This is a genomic window from Mycobacterium sp. IDUB_1 (assembly GCF_055419625.1).
On record NZ_JBVAYA010000006.1, the window covers coordinates 84596 to 100125 of the forward strand.

General features: G+C 68.8%; 16 protein-coding genes. 14 read left to right on the forward strand and 2 right to left on the reverse strand.

The window, feature by feature from the left end:
* Window positions 1-67: 67 nt before the first annotated feature.
* The 10 genes from ACZYYX_RS26775 to ACZYYX_RS26820 all read left to right on the forward strand — a co-directional run bounded on the left by ACZYYX_RS26775 (window position 68) and on the right by ACZYYX_RS26820 (window position 9983).
* Window positions 68-607: an Rv1476 family membrane protein gene (locus tag ACZYYX_RS26775; RefSeq protein WP_463817856.1), complete on the forward strand. Its 540-nt coding sequence runs from the start codon at window positions 68-70 to the stop codon at window positions 605-607.
* 184 nt (window positions 608-791) lie between these two features.
* Window positions 792-2201 (forward strand): NlpC/P60 family peptidoglycan endopeptidase RipA, encoded by a 1410-nt coding sequence (gene ripA, locus ACZYYX_RS26780; protein ID WP_463817857.1) that lies wholly within the window; start codon window positions 792-794, stop codon window positions 2199-2201.
* Entirely contained in the window at window positions 2201-2887 is a 687-nt protein-coding gene (ripB, locus tag ACZYYX_RS26785) for an NlpC/P60 family peptidoglycan endopeptidase RipB (RefSeq protein WP_463818045.1), read from the forward strand. Before ripA ends, ripB begins: the two co-directional genes overlap by 1 nt.
* A 143-nt stretch (window positions 2888-3030) precedes the next feature.
* The gene (moxR1, locus tag ACZYYX_RS26790) at window positions 3031-4188 is read left to right on the forward strand and encodes a chaperone MoxR1 (protein ID WP_463817858.1); all 1158 of its coding nucleotides are present in this window, start codon (window positions 3031-3033) and stop codon (window positions 4186-4188) included.
* Window positions 4189-4192: 4 nt separating this feature from the next.
* Complete coding sequence (locus ACZYYX_RS26795; protein WP_463817859.1) at window positions 4193-5167, forward strand: DUF58 domain-containing protein; 975 nt, start codon at window positions 4193-4195, stop codon at window positions 5165-5167.
* A gap of 34 nt (window positions 5168-5201) precedes the next feature.
* Window positions 5202-6209, forward strand: coding sequence for a VWA domain-containing protein (locus ACZYYX_RS26800; protein WP_463817860.1), 1008 nt, complete (start codon window positions 5202-5204; stop codon window positions 6207-6209).
* Complete coding sequence (locus ACZYYX_RS26805) at window positions 6206-7216, forward strand: VWA domain-containing protein (RefSeq protein ID WP_463817861.1); 1011 nt, start codon at window positions 6206-6208, stop codon at window positions 7214-7216. Before ACZYYX_RS26800 ends, ACZYYX_RS26805 begins: the two co-directional genes overlap by 4 nt.
* Before the next feature lie 76 nt (window positions 7217-7292).
* Window positions 7293-8072: a 3-oxoacyl-ACP reductase FabG1 gene (fabG1, locus tag ACZYYX_RS26810; protein WP_463817862.1), complete on the forward strand. Its 780-nt coding sequence runs from the start codon at window positions 7293-7295 to the stop codon at window positions 8070-8072.
* Window positions 8073-8113: 41 nt separating this feature from the next.
* Window positions 8114-8923 carry an NADH-dependent enoyl-ACP reductase InhA gene (gene inhA / locus ACZYYX_RS26815; protein WP_463817863.1) on the forward strand — a complete coding sequence of 270 codons (810 nt, stop codon included), beginning with the start codon at window positions 8114-8116 and terminating at the stop codon, window positions 8921-8923.
* 97 nt (window positions 8924-9020) lie between these two features.
* Window positions 9021-9983 (forward strand): ferrochelatase, encoded by a 963-nt coding sequence (locus ACZYYX_RS26820; RefSeq protein WP_463818046.1) that lies wholly within the window; start codon window positions 9021-9023, stop codon window positions 9981-9983.
* On the opposite strand, the gene ACZYYX_RS26825 is transcribed toward ACZYYX_RS26820, so the two are convergent.
* Window positions 9980-10837, reverse strand: a complete 858-nt coding sequence (locus tag ACZYYX_RS26825; protein WP_463817864.1) for a hypothetical protein — start codon at window positions 10835-10837, stop codon at window positions 9980-9982. The two genes, ACZYYX_RS26820 and ACZYYX_RS26825, sit on opposite strands and share 4 nt — an antisense overlap.
* Before the next feature lie 59 nt (window positions 10838-10896).
* Between ACZYYX_RS26825 and ACZYYX_RS26830 the strand changes: the two genes are divergently transcribed.
* From ACZYYX_RS26830 to ACZYYX_RS26840, 3 genes are read left to right on the forward strand one after another with little or no spacing between them, the layout of a single operon-like run.
* The gene (locus tag ACZYYX_RS26830) at window positions 10897-11331 is read left to right on the forward strand and encodes an NfeD family protein (protein ID WP_463817865.1); all 435 of its coding nucleotides are present in this window, start codon (window positions 10897-10899) and stop codon (window positions 11329-11331) included.
* 14 nt (window positions 11332-11345) lie between these two features.
* Window positions 11346-12563, forward strand: coding sequence for an SPFH domain-containing protein (locus ACZYYX_RS26835; RefSeq protein WP_463817866.1), 1218 nt, complete (start codon window positions 11346-11348; stop codon window positions 12561-12563).
* A gap of 50 nt (window positions 12564-12613) precedes the next feature.
* Complete coding sequence (locus ACZYYX_RS26840) at window positions 12614-12946, forward strand: DoxX family protein (protein ID WP_463818047.1); 333 nt, start codon at window positions 12614-12616, stop codon at window positions 12944-12946.
* Here the strand turns inward: ACZYYX_RS26840 and ACZYYX_RS26845 are convergent.
* Window positions 12831-13604 carry a TVP38/TMEM64 family protein gene (locus ACZYYX_RS26845; RefSeq protein WP_463817867.1) on the reverse strand — a complete coding sequence of 258 codons (774 nt, stop codon included), beginning with the start codon at window positions 13602-13604 and terminating at the stop codon, window positions 12831-12833. The genes ACZYYX_RS26840 and ACZYYX_RS26845 overlap by 116 nt on opposite strands.
* Window positions 13605-13673: 69 nt before the next feature.
* On the opposite strand from ACZYYX_RS26845, the gene mutA reads away from it, so the two are divergent.
* Complete coding sequence (gene mutA / locus ACZYYX_RS26850; RefSeq protein ID WP_463817868.1) at window positions 13674-15530, forward strand: methylmalonyl-CoA mutase small subunit; 1857 nt, start codon at window positions 13674-13676, stop codon at window positions 15528-15530.

Genomic DNA, 15530 nt, shown 5'->3' on the forward strand with positions numbered 1-15530 from the left:
ATCCTTGTCGCCGACGGCGCGGCACGCCACCCGCGGAACCGGGCCCACGGTCGGCTACGGTGCTCGTGTGACCGGACCGCAGGTGATTCCGTTCCTGCCGGCGTACATCCCGCCGTCGATCGACATGGACCGCGTACAGGCCGACGTCTCCGACGACGGCATCAGCGTGCCGCCCGCCGATCAGGCCGAGGTGCCCGCACTGCGCGACATCGTCGCGCAGGCCCAGCAGCAGGGGATCGACCTCAAGGTCGTCGTCATCGCCGAGAACCCGCCCATCGACACACCGCTGCGCGACATCGCGACCGAGGTCGGCGCCGCGAACCCGGGATCGACCGTGCTGGCGCTCAGTCCGTCGTTTGCCGGGACCTACAGCACCAGCTTCGATCGCGCCACGCTGGAAGCGGGCCAAGACATCGCCCGCACCGGGGATCCCGTCCAATCGACGAAGAATTTCGTGGGTGAGTTGACGACCCCGCACTTTCCGTGGACTGCATTCACGATTGTGCTTGTTTTTCTTGTGCTGATCGGTGCTGTCGCGACACGTGCGCTCCAGAAATTGAGCAAACGGTCGACCAGCTCCGAGGCAGCCTTCACCAGCGTCGATTAGGGAATTGCCGCACGCTGCGCGAATGCAAACATCACCGTTTGATAACGGCAATTGCAATTACATTGTTGTAATTCGTGACTAAAGTTTCTTTAGCGTCAGATGTGACGTACGGTGCAATCGGTGCCTGTAGTTGCAGTTGTGCAAGATGTGACTTCTGCGCGAAGCCTGAGGAGACCAGAGTCGAATGAGACGCCCCCTTGCCGGCGCGCCCGCCACCCGGTTGTGCGCCGTATCGCTCGCGTTCGGCATGGTGCTCACCACACCGCAGCTGGCGCTCGCGACGCCCGGCGACAACCTGGCTGAGCTGGTGACCGAGGTCGCCAACGTCAACCAGCAGCTGCAGGATCTCGGCGCGGCCATCCAGAGCCAGCAGGAAAGCGTCAACAAGGCGATCCTCGATGTGCAGACGGCCAGGGACAACGCCTCGGCGGCGCAGCGCGACGTCGACGCCACCGCGCAGAGCGTCAAGGACGCCGACGCGGCGATCTCCGCGGCCCAGAACCGGTTCGACCAGTTCGCGGCCGCGATGTACGTGCACGGCCCGTCGAGTTCGTACCTGACGGCCAAGGATCCGATCGACATCCTCGGTACGGCGGCCACCGGCCAGGCTCTGTCGCTCTCGACCCAGAAGGTGATGTCCGATCTGTCGCGCGCCCGCACCGAGCAGGTGAACCGGGAGTCGACCGCCCGGCTGACCAAGCAGCAGGCCGACGACGCGGTCAAGGCCGCCGAGCAGAGCCAGCAGACCGCTGTCCAGGCGCTGACCAACGCCCAGCAGACGTTCAAGTCCCAGCAGGCCGACCTCGACCGGCTCACCGCCGAACGTGCCGAAGCTCAGACCAAACTGCAGGCGGCACAAGCACTTTCCGCGCCGGCCACGCCGACCGGACGGTCCGGTGGGGCCGCCGCGCCGGCAGGCCCGGGCGCCAAGCCCGCCCCGTCGGGCATCAATCCCGACTGGGACGCCGATCCGAGCACCGGTAACCGCAACACCGCCTGGGACATGACGCTGCCCCAGATCCCGAGCGCCTTCGTCAGCGGCGACCCGGTCCAGATCATCAACGCCGTCCTCAAGATCATCACCACCTCGCTGCAGGTGACCCAGGACCTGGGGCGAAAGTTCCTGCAGAGCATCGGGTTGCTGCCCACGCCGACGGGGATCACCAACGGCGCGATTCCCGTCGTCTATGGCCGGCAGGCCACCGAGTACGTCATCAAGCGGGGCATGTCGCAGATGGGCGTGCCCTACTCGTGGGGCGGCGGAAACGCCTCGGGCCCCAGCCGCGGCATCGACTCCGGCGCGGGCACGGTCGGCTTCGACTGCTCGGGCCTGATGCTCTACATGTTCGCCGGTGTGGGCATCAAGCTCGACCACTACACGGGATCGCAGTACAACGCCGGCCGCAAGGTGCCGTCGTCGCAGATGCGCCGCGGCGACATGATCTTCTACGGTCCGAACGCCAGCCAGCACGTCGCGATGTACCTCGGTGACGGTCAGATGCTCGAGGCGCCCTACACCGGGTCGGTGGTCAAGATCTCGCCGGTGCGCACCAGCGGAATGACGCCCTACGTCACGCGAATGATCGAGTGGTGATCGTCCTGCGCCGCCTTCTCCTCGCACTGACCGTCGCGGTCGCAGTGCTGATCGGTGTCGCCAGCCCGGCTGCGGCGCAACCCGAGGCCGGCCAGTGGGATCCGACGCTGCCCAAGATCCTCAGCGCCGGCGCCCCAGGTGACCCGTTGGCGATCGCCAATGCGTCGCTGGCCGCCACCGCGCAGGCCACTCAGGTCACGATGAACCTCGGGCACAAGTTCCTGCAGAGCCTCGGCCTGGCGCCGGCCGACCCGACCAGCGTGGCGCCCGGTGTGGTGCGCGGTCCCGCCGCGATCGAGTACGCGATCCGGCGCGGCGGCAGCCAGATGGGCGTGCCCTACTCGTGGGGCGGCGGGAAGCCCACCGGGCCCACGCGGGGCATCGAGTCCGGAGCCAACACCGTCGGCTTCGACTGCTCCGGGCTGACCCAGTTCGCCTACGCCGGGGTCGGGGTGCTCATCCCCAAGTACTCGGGCGACCAGTACGACACCGGTCGCAAGGTGCCCATCTCCCAAGCCAAGCGCGGCGACCTGCTGTTCTGGGGACCCGGCGGCAGCCAGCACGTCGCCATGTACCTCGGCGGGGGCAGGATGCTCGAGGCATCAGGAAGCGCCGGCAAGGTCACCGTGAGCCCGGTGCGCACCTCGGGTCTGCAGCCGTACGCGGCACGCATCATCGAATCCTGAGTAGCGGCTGAGTTAATTCGGGCGGCGTCGACGGATTCAGACCCGCCTGGAATAGTTGACAGCGGGTGCCGCGCGAAAAGACGCGAAAAGTACTGCGCGCGCCGCACAGACCAGCAGGTACTGCGCATGTGGAAGGAATATTGATGACCTCACCGAGTGGGCCGCCGCAGGGCTCTGGAGGATTCCCCGGACAAGCCCCCAGCCCCGGCTACTCCGCGGGTGCGCACGCCGCGCCCGCCCCGTCGGCACCCGCGCAGACCAACGGTGGCCTGCAGAGCGAGGTGCACACCCTGGAACGGGCGATCTTCGAGGTCAAGCGCATCATCGTCGGCCAGGACCAGCTCGTCGAACGCATGCTCGTCGGTCTGCTGGCCAAGGGGCATGTGCTCCTCGAGGGTGTGCCCGGCGTCGCCAAGACCCTCGCCGTCGAGACGTTCGCCAAGGTCGTCGGCGGCACGTTCGCGCGCATCCAGTTCACCCCCGACCTGGTCCCCACCGACATCGTCGGTACCCGCATCTACCGCGTGGGCAAAGAGGAGTTCGACATCGAGCTCGGCCCGGTGGTGGTCAACTTCCTGCTCGCCGACGAGATCAACCGCGCGCCGGCCAAGGTGCAGTCCGCGCTGCTCGAGATCATGGCCGAGCGCAAGATCTCCATCGGCGGCAAGACCTTCCCGCTGCCCAGCCCCTTCCTGGTCATGGCGACCCAGAACCCGATCGAGCAGGAGGGCGTGTACCAGCTGCCGGAAGCACAGCGCGACCGGTTCCTGTTCAAGCTCAACGTGGACTACCCCTCCCCGGAGGAGGAGCGCGAGATCATCTACCGGATGGGCGTCAAGCCCCCGGAGCCCAAGACGATCCTCAACACCGGCGACCTGCTTCGCCTCCAAGAGGTCGCAGCCAACAACTTCGTCCACCACGCGCTCGTCGACTACGTCGTCCGCATCGTCACCGCCACGCGCGAGCCGGAGAAGTTCGGGATGCCCGACGCCAAGGCGTGGATCGCCTACGGCGCCTCCCCGCGTGCATCGCTGGGCATCATCGCGGCGTCGCGGGCACTGGCCCTGGTCCGCGGTCGCGACTACGTGATCCCGCAGGACGTCGTCGAGGTGATCCCGGATGTTCTGCGGCACCGCCTCGTGCTCACCTACGACGCACTGGCCGACGAGATCTCCGCTGAGACCGTCGTCAACCGCATTCTGCAGACGGTGGCGCTGCCGCAGGTCAACGCCATCCCGCAGCAGGGCCATGCGGTGCCGCCGGTGGTTCCGGCCGCGGCGGCCGCGGCGAACGGCCGCTGACCTGGTGGCTTCTTCTTCGCCTTCGGGGTCATCCGGCCCCGCCCCTGGCCGGACCGTCGACCTGCCGTCGTTGCAGCGTGGGGAGATCCGCGACCCGGCGCTGACGGCTGCGCTGCGCAAGCTCGAACTCACGGTGCGCCGCAAGCTCGACGGCGTGCTGCACGGCGACCATCTGGGTCTGTTGCCCGGTCCCGGTTCCGAGCCGGGGGAGTCCCGGATGTATCAGCCGGGCGACGACGTGCGGCGTATGGACTGGTCGGTGACGGCCCGGACGACGCACCCGCACGTGCGCCAGATGATCGCCGACCGCGAACTCGAGACGTGGCTGGTCGTCGACGTCTCGGCCAGCCTGGATTTCGGCACCACCGGATGCGAGAAGCGGGACCTGGCGGTCGCCGCAGCGGCGTCCATCGCGTTCCTCAACAGCGGTGGTGGTAACCGGCTGGGCGCGATCATCAGCAACGGCGACACCGTGCGCCGGGTCCCCGCTCTGTCCGGCCGCATGCACGAGCAGGAGTTGCTGCGCGCGATCGCGACCACGCCGCGTGCTCCGGTCGGGGTGCGCGGTGATCTCGCCGCCGCGATCGATGCCCTGCGCCGCCCCGAGCGCCGCCGCGGCATGGCTGTGATCATCAGCGACTTTCTCGGCCCCATCAACTGGATGCGCCCGCTGCGGGCCATCGCGGGGCGCCACGAGGTGCTCGGCGTGGAGATCCTCGACCCGCGCGATGTCGAGCTCCCGCCCGTCGGGGACGTCATCCTGCAGGACGCCGAGACGGGCCGGACCCGCGAGTTCACCATCGACGAACAGCTCCGCGCCGATTTCGAGAGGGCTGCCGCGGCACACCGCGCCGACGTCGCCCGCACGCTACGCCGGTGCGATGCGCCGCTGCTGAGCCTGCGCACCGACCGCGACTGGATCGCCGACGTGGTGCGGTTCGTCGCGAGTCGGCGCCGCGGCGCGCTCGCGGCGCGGTGAGCCCGAGCCGAGACGACCCGGAGACCCGCCTCGCATGACTCTGCCCCTGCTCGGTCCGATCTCGCTGTCGGGATTCAAGCACCCCTGGTTCTTCCTGTTCCTGATCGCGGTCGCGGCGCTCGTCGCGTTCTACGTGATCGTCCAGCGTCGGCGCCAACGCCGGATGTTGCGGTTCGCGAACATGGAACTGCTCGAGGCCGTGGCCCCGGTCAAGCCGCGGCGCTGGCGGCATCTGCCCGCGATCCTGCTGGTGCTCGCGCTGCTGTCGTTGACCACCGCGATGGCCGCGCCGACGCACGACGTGCGGATTCCCCGTAACCGCGCGGTCGTCATGCTGGTGATCGACGTGTCGCAGTCGATGCGGGCCACCGACGTGGCGCCGAGTCGGCTGCTGGCTGCCCAGGAGGCTGCCAAGCAGTTCGCCGACCAGCTCACCCCCGGCATCAATCTCGGCTTGATCGCCTACGCCGGCACGGCGACGGTACTGGTGTCTCCGACCGTCAACCGGGAGGCGGCCAAGAGCGCGATCGACCGGCTGCAACTGGCAGACAGGACTGCCACCGGCGAGGGCATCTTCACCGCGCTGCAGGCCATCGCTACCGTCGGCGCGGTGCTGGGCGGCGGCGACGGTCCGCCGCCGGCGCGGATCGTGCTGATGTCGGACGGCAAGGAGACGGTGCCGTCCAATCCCGACGCCCCGAAGGGCGCCTACACCGCGGCTCGCACCGCCAAGGACCAGGGCGTCCCGATCTCGACGGTGTCGTTCGGTACGCCGTACGGCTACGTCGAGATCAACGACCAACGGCAACCCGTTCCGGTCGACGACGAGATGCTGGCCAAGATCGGTGAACTCTCCGGGGGCGACTCCTACACCGCCTCCACGCTGGAGCAGCTCAAGGGCGTGTTCTCCAACCTCCAGGAACAGATCGGCTACGAGACCGTCAAGGGCGACGCCAGTGTGGGTTGGCTGCGGATCGGGGCCCTGGTCCTTGCCGGTGCGGCGCTGGCTTCTCTGCTGCTGAATCGGAGGCTGCCCGGATGACCCTTCCCCTGCTGGGCCCCTTGTCGCTGACGGGATTTCAGCATCTCTGGTGGTTGGCGCTGTTCCTGGTCGTCGCTCTTGCGCTTGCCGGGCTGTACATCATGGTGCAGATCTCGACCCGCAAGCGGCTGCAGAGATTCGCGAACACCGACCTGCTCGACAGCGTGTCTGTCCGGCGGCTCGGTCGTCGACGTCACGTGGCGCCCGCGCTGATGGCCGTCGCGCTGCTGGTGTTCGCGATCGCGCTGGCAGGTCCCACCCAGGACGAGCGGATCCCGCGGAACCGGGCGGTCGTGATGCTGGTGATCGACGTGTCCCAGTCGATGATGGCCAAAGACGTCGAGCCCTCCCGGCTGGCGGCCGCGCAGGCGGCGTCGAAGAAGTTCGTCGACGAGCTCACTCCTGGCATCAACCTCGGCGTGATCTCCTACGCGGGCACGGCGACGGTGCTGGTCTCGCCGACCACGAACCGGGACGCGAGCAAGCGGGCGATCGACAGCCTGCAGGTGGCCGACCGGACCGCGACGGGTGAGGCGATCCTGACGGGGCTGACCGCGATCAACACCGTCGGCGCGGTGATCGGCGGCGGGGACGAACCGCCGCCTGCGCACATCGTGCTGTTCTCCGACGGTAAGGAGACGGTGCCCGCGAACCCCGACAACCCGAAGGGCGCGTACACCGCTGCCCGCGCCTCGAAGGATCAGGGCGTGCCGATCTCGACGATCGCGTTCGGCACACCCACCGGGTCGGTCGAGGTCAACGGCGAGCGTGTCGATGTCCCCGTCGACGACGCGATGCTCAAGAAGATCGCCGAACTCGCCGGCGGCGAGGCATACACCGCCTCCAACCTCGCCGAGCTGAACACGGTCTACACCACGCTGCAGTCGCAGATCGGCTACGAGACCACCCGTGGTGACGCCTCCGCCGGCTGGCTGCGGCTGGGCACGGTGTTGGTCGCCGCCGCCGCTCTGTGCGCGCTGCTCGTCAACCGCAGAATGCCTCTCTGACAGCGGTGCCGATTTCTGGGTGGAGTCGGCCAGGCATTAAGTTGACGGTCATGGCGAGCACTCGAGGAGCGAACAGGTGAGCGACACTCCCACCCAGAACGGCTCTGAGAACGGCTCTGAAAACGGCACTGAGAACGGCCGTCCCGCTTTCGTCTCCCGCTCGGTCCTCGTGACCGGTGGCAACCGGGGGATCGGCCTGGCGATCGCGCAGCGCCTGGCCGCCGATGGGCACAAGGTCGCGGTCACGCACCGGGGATCCGGCGCACCCGAGGGCCTGTTCGGCGTCGAATGCGACGTCACCGACAGCGCGGCCGTGGACCGGGCGTTCGCGGAGGTCGAAGCGCATCAGGGTGCGGTCGAGGTGCTGGTGTCCAATGCCGGCATCTCCAAGGACGCGTTCCTGATGCGGATGACCGAGGAACGGTTCACCGAGGTCATCGACGCGAATCTGACCGGCGCGTTCCGGGTGGTGCAGCGCGCGTCGCGCAGCATGCAGCGCAACCGTTTCGGCCGCATCATCTTCATCGGCTCGGTGTCGGGCATGTGGGGCATCGGCAACCAGGCCAACTACGCGGCCGCCAAAGCCGGGCTGATCGGCATGGCCCGGTCGATCTCGCGGGAGCTCTCCAAAGCAGGGGTGACGGCCAACGTCGTCGCACCCGGCTTCATCGACACCGACATGACACGTGCGCTCGACGATCGCATCCAGAAGGGCGCCCTGGAGTTCGTCCCGGCCAAACGGATCGGCACCGCCGCCGAGGTCGCCGGCGCCGTCAGCTTCCTGGCGTCCGAGGACGCGAGCTACATCGCCGGCGCGGTGATCCCCGTCGACGGCGGCATGGGCATGGGCCACTAGAACAGAAGGCCACGAGAACAGAAGTAGGGAAGGACTCCACAATGACCGGTCTTCTTGCAGGCAAGCGGATCCTCGTCACCGGCATCATCACCGACAGCTCGATCGCGTTCTACATCGCCAAGGTCGCCCAGGAGGCCGGCGCGGAACTCGTGCTCACCGGCTTCGACAGGATGAAGCTGATCCGCCGCATCGCCGACCGGCTGCCGAACCCGGCGCCGCTGATCGAGCTCGACGTGCAGAACCAGGAGCACCTCGACACGCTCGCCGACCGGATCACCGCCGAGATCGGTGAGGGCAACACGATCGACGGGGTGGTGCACTCGATCGGCTTCATGCCGCAGACCGGCATGGGCATCAACCCGTTCTTCGACGCGCCCTACGAGGACGTCGCCAAGGGCATCCACATCTCCGCCTATTCCTACGCCTCGCTCGCCAAGGCCGTGCTGCCGATCATGACCCCCGGCGGCGGCATCGTCGGCATGGACTTCGACCCGACGCGGGCGATGCCTGCCTACAACTGGATGACGGTCGCCAAGAGCGCGCTCGAATCGGTGAACCGTTTCGTCGCCCGCGAGGCAGGCAAGGTCGGCGTCCGTTCCAATCTCGTTGCCGCCGGCCCGATCCGGACGCTGGCCATGAGCGCGATCGTCGGCGGTGCGCTCGGCGAGGAGGCCGGCGCGCAGATGCAGCTGCTCGAGCAGGGCTGGGACCAGCGGGCCCCACTGGGCTGGAACATGAAGGACCCGACGCCGGTCGCCAAGACCGTGTGCGCGCTGCTGTCGGATTGGTTGCCGGCGACGACGGGGACGATCATCTTCGCCGACGGCGGGGCGAGCACCCAGCTGCTGTGACGAGCGCTTGCGCGAGGAACCGGTCAACGTGAGCACGCATCCCTTCGACGCACTGCTGCTGCTGTCCTTCGGCGGACCCGAGGGTCCCGAGCAGGTGATGCCGTTCCTGGAGAACGTCACCCGGGGCCGCGGCATCCCGCGCGAGCGGCTGGCCAGCGTCGCCGAGCACTATCTGCATTTCGGCGGCGTGTCTCCGATCAACGGCATCAACCGCGATCTGATCACCTCGATCGAGGCCGAGCTGGCCCGTCGCGGCACGGACATTCCGGTCTACTTCGGCAACCGCAACTGGGACCCGTTCGTCGAGGACACCGTTGCGCACATGCGCGACAACGGGATTCGTCGTGCCGCGGTGTTCTCCACGTCGGCGTGGGGTGGCTACTCCGGGTGCACGCAGTACCAGGAGGACATCGCCCGCGCCCGTGCCGCCGCAGGCCCGGAAGCCCCGCAGCTGACCAAACTGCGTCAGTACTTCGACCATCCGCTGCTGGTCGAGATGTTCGCCGACGCGATCCGAGACGCCGCCGCGACGCTGCCCGAGGAGCTGCGCGCCGAGGCGCGCCTCGTGTTCACGGCGCACTCGATTCCGCTGCGTGCGGCCAACCGGTGCGGCCCGGACCTCTACGAGCGTCAGGTCGGTTACACGTCCCGGCTGGTCGCGGCCGCCGCCGGCTACGCCGATTTCGATCAGGTGTGGCAGTCGCGGTCGGGCCCGCCGCAGGTGCCGTGGCTGGAACCCGATGTCGGTGACCACCTCGACACCCTCGCCGAGGCGGGCACGAAGGCCGTGATCGTCTGCCCTGTCGGCTTCGTGGCCGACCACATCGAGGTCGTGTGGGATCTCGACAGCGAACTGGCTGAGCAGGCCGAGGCGGCCGGGATCGCGTTGGCGCGCGCCACGACTCCCAACAGCAGTCCGCGGTTCGCGCGCCTGGCTGTGGATCTGATGGACGAACTGGTTCGCGAGTTGCCTGCGGCGCGCGTCGACGGACCGGATCCGGTGCCGGGCTACGGGTGCAGCGTCAACGGCGCACTGTGCACCCCGTACTGCAGCTCCTAGGGGCGCCAGGCCGACTGCAGGATCGCGTCGACGGCGGCCAGTCGCGCCGAGCGGACCACCGCGGTCAGCGGACGCAGCGCATCAGTGGCCAATTGCACCTCAGACGAGCTCTGCCCGATGGGCAGCAGCCCCGAGCTGACGGTGATGATCGCGTCGACGTGCGCCGCGTTCTCCAGCACCCGCACCGCCCGCTCGGGCGCGTGGTCGGGAATGCGGTGCGCGCGTGTGGATTCGAGTACCTGTTCGACGAGCCGGCGCGGATCGGCGACATCGGCGCCCGTCGCCCCGGCCCGCAGGGCGACCAGGGCGTCGGCGGCCGACCGGACGGCGTCGCGCAGACCGTACTCGGCCTCACCGAGGTCGGTGTGCGCGTTCACCGGCGCGGAGTCCAGCGAGTAGACCGTCCAGGACAGGCCGCAGAGCTCCAGCTCGACCTCGTCCTCGTCGACGGGATCTGGGTACTCGTCGGGGTATTCGAAGTCAGGCACCACTCCGATCGCAGCCCGGGCATCCCCGACGATGATGGCCTCGCCGGCAGAGATGGCGTCGCGGCCGAACTGACTGCCCGGCGGGAGGCCCCGGACGTCACCGGGTACCGGCAGGGCGAGTGTGATCGCCGGCTGCGCGCTCGCCGGTCGGGCCACCATCCGCATCGTCTGCAGCAGCGACATCACGCCGGCGTTGTCCAGATCAGGCCACGGGAGCCCGGTCCGGTCCGCGGCGACGGAGTCGTAGGCCGTGACCGAATGTGATTGCGTCCATTGGGATAACGCATCCAACACGTCGTCGGGCGCGGCGACTCCGGCCAGCCAGGAGTTGGCCCATACCGAAAGCGTTGCACTGGGACACCACATGATGGCTGCAGTGTAGTTGTTAGCCGCTTTTCGAGCCGGTCGCACGTTAGGCTTTCATCATGCCCGTACCGCTGATCTGGCTGATCGCAGCGCTGGCGCTGGCTGGCGCCGAGGCGCTGACGGGTGATCTGTTCTTGTTGATGCTCAGCGGTGGGGCGCTGGCGGCCGCGGGGTCGAGTTGGCTGTTGGACTGGCCGGTGTGGGCCGACGGGCTGGTGTTCCTCGTGGTGTCGGTGCTGCTGCTCGTCGGGGTGCGCCCGGCGCTGCGCCGGCGTCTGAACTCCGGCACGGGGCTGCCCGAACCGGTGAAGGCCCTGGAGGGCAAGAGCGCGCTGGTGCTCGATCGCGTGGCCCGAGATGCCGGCCAGGTGAAGTTGGCCGGGGAGATCTGGACGGCGCGCCCGTACAACGAGAACGATGTCTATGAACCTGGCGACCAGGTGACCGTCGTGCACATCGACGGCGCCACCGCGGTCGTGTCCAAGATCGGTTGAGTGAGGAGTCCCCGGTGGAAGGTGCGGTGGCAGGCCTGGTCCTGCTCGGAGTGCTGGTGGTCTTCGCGATCATCATCGTCGCGAAGTCGGTGGCGCTGATTCCGCAGGCCGAGGCCGCGGTGATCGAACGGCTGGGCCGGTACAGCAAGACGGTGTCGGGACAGTTGACGTTGCTTCTGCCGTTCGTGGACAAGATCCGCGCCCGCGTGGACCTGCGGGAGCGGGTGGTGTCGTTCCCGCCGCAGCCGGTGATCACCGAGGACAACCTGACCGTCAACATCGACACGGTCGTCTACTTCCAGGTCACCAACCCCCAGGCAGCGGTCTACCAGATCAGCAACTACATCGTCGGCGTCGAACAGCTCACCACCACCACGCTGCGCAACGTCGTCGGTGGGATGACCCTCGAGCAGACGCTGACCTCGCGCGACTCGATCAACGGGCAGCTGCGCGGCGTCCTCGACGAGGCCACCGGCCGGTGGGGGCTGCGCGTCGCCCGGGTCGAACTGCGCAGCATCGATCCGCCGCCCTCCATTCAGGACTCGATGGAGAAGCAGATGCGCGCCGACCGGGAGAAGCGCGCGATGATCCTGACTGCCGAAGGCAATCGGGAAGCCTCGATCAAGCAGGCCGAAGGTCAGAAGCAGGCACAGATCCTGGCGGCCGAGGGTGCCAAACAGGCCGCGATCCTGGCCGCCGAGGCCGACCGTCAGTCCCGCATGCTGCGCGCGCAGGGTGAACGCGCCGCCCAGTACCTGCAGGCCCAGGGTCAGGCCAAGGCGATCGAGAAGACGTTCGCCGCGATCAAGGCGGGCCGGCCCACGCCCGAGCTGCTGGCGTACCAGTATCTGCAGACGCTTCCGCTGATGGCCAAGGGTGAGGCCAACAAAGTGTGGGTGGTGCCCAGCGACTTCGGTTCGGCGCTGCAGGGTTTCACCAAGCTGCTCGGCGCTCCCGGCGACGACGGCGTGTTCCGATACCAGCCCTCCCCGGTGGAGGACGGCCTGGCCAAGCCGGAGGACGACTCGGCCGAAGTGGCCGACTGGTTCAACACCCAGACCGATCCGGAGATCGCACAGGCGGTGGCCCAGGCGGTCGCCGAGGCGCGCACACCCGTCGCGGGCTCGCTCGGGTCCGGGCCGCAGTATCCGCCGCTGTCGCAACAGGCACAGCCACCGGCGACCGAATACACCCAGCCCGCAGCGCCGCGGCACGGCGCTCCTGAGCAGTGACCGTGGCATCGGTGCTGCATTCGCGGCGGGCCTATGCGGCGCTGGCCGCGATGCAGGCCGGCGACGCGGTGGCGTGCATCGGCCCGATCCCGCCTGTGCGGGCGGCGCTCGACGCCGTGGGTCTGCCCGAGAACGTGCGGCCGGTGCTGCCGGTGGTCAAGGCCGCATCCGCGGTCGGGTTGCTGTCGGTGTACCGGATCCCGGCGTTGGCGCGGCTGACCACCTTCATGTTGACGGTGTACTTCTCGCTGGCCGTCGGCGCCCACATCAGGGCAAAGGACTGGAGTCCGGGGCTGGTGGCGGCGTCGTCGCTGCTGGCGGTGTTCTCGGCGATGACGGTTCAGGGGCCGCCGCGCGCCGATGGGACCGCACCTCGTAGATGAGTCCGGCCACCCCGAGTGCGGCCGTGCACAGCGACACGACGAACAGCATGGGGCTGACGTTGCCGGTCAATGCGTCGCCGAGGATGACCACCGCCGCGGTGCCCGGCAGCAGGCCCACGATGGTCGACAGGGTGTAGGGCGCCAGCCGCACCGCCGAGGCGCCCGCCGCATAGTTCAGCACCGAGAACGGGACTGCGGGGATCATCCGCATCGCCATCACGGCGACCCAGCCGCGCTCGCGCAGCCGGGTGTCCAACGCGTCCACTTTCGGGTGGCTGACGAGCGTGCTGAGCTGCCAGCCCGCGGCGCGCACCAACAGCACAGCGAGGACCGCGCTCAGCGTGCTCGCCACGACGGCTAGCGGAATGCCCAGGTAGGGCCCGAACAGCAGGCCCGCTGCGAGGGTGAACGCCGTGCGGGGAAACGGGAACACGGTGACCACCATGTGCGCGGCCAGAAACGCCAGCGGGAACCAGGCGCCCAGCGACGTCGCCCAGTCGCGCAGCTGCACGGCGGTGGGCAGCGGTACCAGCACCACAACTGCGACGAGGATCACACCCGTGCAGACCATGGCCAGGAGGCGGGTCCGAGGCATTGTGCGCAGGGTGGCGAGCACGGTCGCCGGCACGGTGCGTAGCGCGCTGACGACGGGTTTCACGGCTTTCCACCCTACGGGTAGGGCCGTGATCACCTCTCGGCACCGACGTGAGGAACATCATTTAGCCTGATGGCTGTGCAGACAACGGGCGATGTCGACCGATGGCGTTCTGCGGTAGCGGGTGTTCTGGCCAAGGCCAGCCGCCGCGATCCGGCCGAGCTGGGTGCTGAGCCGGAGCGGTTGCTCGACTCCGACACCTATGAGGGTTTCGCGATTCGCCCGCTCTACACCGAAGCCGACGAGCTGGCTGAACCGGCGCTGCCGGGTCGCTGGCCCTTCGTCCGCGGCGGTGACGCCCTGCGTGACGTCAAATCGGGTTGGAAGGTCGCCGAGGCGTTCCCGGCCGAGATGTCGGGCGTCGAGCAGGTCAACGGTGCGATCCTGCTCGGACTGACCGAGGGCGTCAGCGCTCTGTCGCTGCGCGTGGGCGGCCAATCCGGTCGAGGCGCCATCGACCCCGCCGACCTGGCCGGCGTCCTCTCCGGTGTCTACCTGGACTTGGTGCCCGTCGTCGTCGAGCTGGCCGACGGCGAAGCCTACCGGCCGACTGCCGATGCGCTGCTCGGCATGCTGGCCGGCTTGGACGACGACCAGCGGTCCCGCCTGTCGGTGGATCTCGGCGGTGATCCGTTGACCGCGCCGCTGGCCGATCGCGCCGCGCCCACCCTGGCCGACGTGACCGCCGTCGCCGTGGCAGCTTCCCAGGATTTCGACGGGCACGTGCGCGCGGTCACCGTCGACGGAACGGTGCTGCATGACCTGGGCGCGAATGCCTCCTGGGAGCTCGCCGCCGCGATCGGCGCGGGTGTGGCGTACCTGCGGGCGTTGCTCGATGCCGGCCTGCCGGTCGCGACCGCGCTGCGCCAGATCGCGTTCCGGGTCGCCGCTGACGACGACCAGTTCATGACGATCGCCAAACTGCGTGCCGTGCGCCAACTCTGGGCCCGCGTGGCCGAGGTGGCGGGCGCGCCTGAGGCCGGTGCGGCGACGGTGCACGCGGTCACGTCGCTGCCGATGATGGCTCAGCGCGATCCCTGGGTGAACATGTTGCGCACCACGGTGGCGGCGTTCGGCGCCGGCGTCGGGGGAGCAGACACCGTTCTGGTGCATCCGTTCGACGTTTCGATCGACGGCGGATATCCCGGCACCGCGCGGACCTTCGCGCGGCGCATCGCCCGCAACACCCAGTTGCTCCTGCTCGAGGAATCCCATCTCGGGCGCGTGCTGGACCCGGCCGGCGGTTCGTGGTTCGTCGAGGACCTGACCCGCAGCGTCGCCGAGACGGCGTGGCGACACTTCCAAGAGATCGAAGCCGGCGGTGGTTTCGAAGCCGCACGCGAGCAGGTGCGCGCCCGCATCGCCGACGTCGCCCAGGACCGCAGTGTCGACATCGCCCATCGCCGCACAGCGGTGACCGGCGTCAACGAGTTCCCCAATCTCGCCGAAGTGCCGTTGCCGCAAGGTAATCCGTTGCCGACCGTGCATCGGTACGCCGCGGACTTCGAAGCGTTGCGTGATCGCTCCGATGCGTACCTGGCCAGCACCGGGGCTCGGCCCGCCGCGGTACTGCTGCCGCTGGGTCCGCTGGCCGAGCACAACATCCGCACCACGTTCGCGGCGAATCTGCTCGCCGCCGGCGGGATCGACGTGGTGAACCCCGGAACGGTCACGGCCGACGGCGTCGCGGCCGCGCTCTCCGCGGCGGGTTCGACCGATGTCGCGATCCTCTGTGGCACCGACGCCCGTTACGGGGAGGAGGTCGCGGCCGTGGTGGCAGCGGCCCGCGCCGCCGGGGTGCGTCACATCCTGATGGCAGGGCCGGAGAAGGCGGTCGCCGACGCCGACCCGAAGCCCGACGGCTACGTGACCGCGAAGATCGATGCGGTGTCCGTTCTTTCGGATCTGCTGACCCGATTGGGGGCATGA

Excerpts from the sequence above, each read along its gene's own strand:
- ripA (WP_463817857.1), top strand. The coding sequence starts at position 792 with ATGAGACGCCCCCTTGCCGGCGCGCCCGCCACCCGGTTGTGCGCCGTA.
- moxR1 (WP_463817858.1), top strand. The coding sequence starts at position 3,031 with ATGACCTCACCGAGTGGGCCGCCGCAGGGCTCTGGAGGATTCCCCGGA.
- ACZYYX_RS26800 (WP_463817860.1), top strand. The coding sequence starts at position 5,202 with ATGACTCTGCCCCTGCTCGGTCCGATCTCGCTGTCGGGATTCAAGCAC.
- ACZYYX_RS26805 (WP_463817861.1), top strand. The coding sequence starts at position 6,206 with ATGACCCTTCCCCTGCTGGGCCCCTTGTCGCTGACGGGATTTCAGCAT.
- inhA (WP_463817863.1), top strand. The coding sequence starts at position 8,114 with ATGACCGGTCTTCTTGCAGGCAAGCGGATCCTCGTCACCGGCATCATC.
- ACZYYX_RS26820 (WP_463818046.1), top strand. The coding sequence starts at position 9,021 with ATGCCGTTCCTGGAGAACGTCACCCGGGGCCGCGGCATCCCGCGCGAG.
- ACZYYX_RS26825 (WP_463817864.1), bottom strand. The coding sequence starts at position 10,837 with ATGTGGTGTCCCAGTGCAACGCTTTCGGTATGGGCCAACTCCTGGCTG.
- ACZYYX_RS26830 (WP_463817865.1), top strand. The coding sequence starts at position 10,897 with ATGCCCGTACCGCTGATCTGGCTGATCGCAGCGCTGGCGCTGGCTGGC.
- ACZYYX_RS26840 (WP_463818047.1), top strand. The coding sequence starts at position 12,614 with ATGCAGGCCGGCGACGCGGTGGCGTGCATCGGCCCGATCCCGCCTGTG.
- mutA (WP_463817868.1), top strand. The coding sequence starts at position 13,674 with ATGGCTGTGCAGACAACGGGCGATGTCGACCGATGGCGTTCTGCGGTA.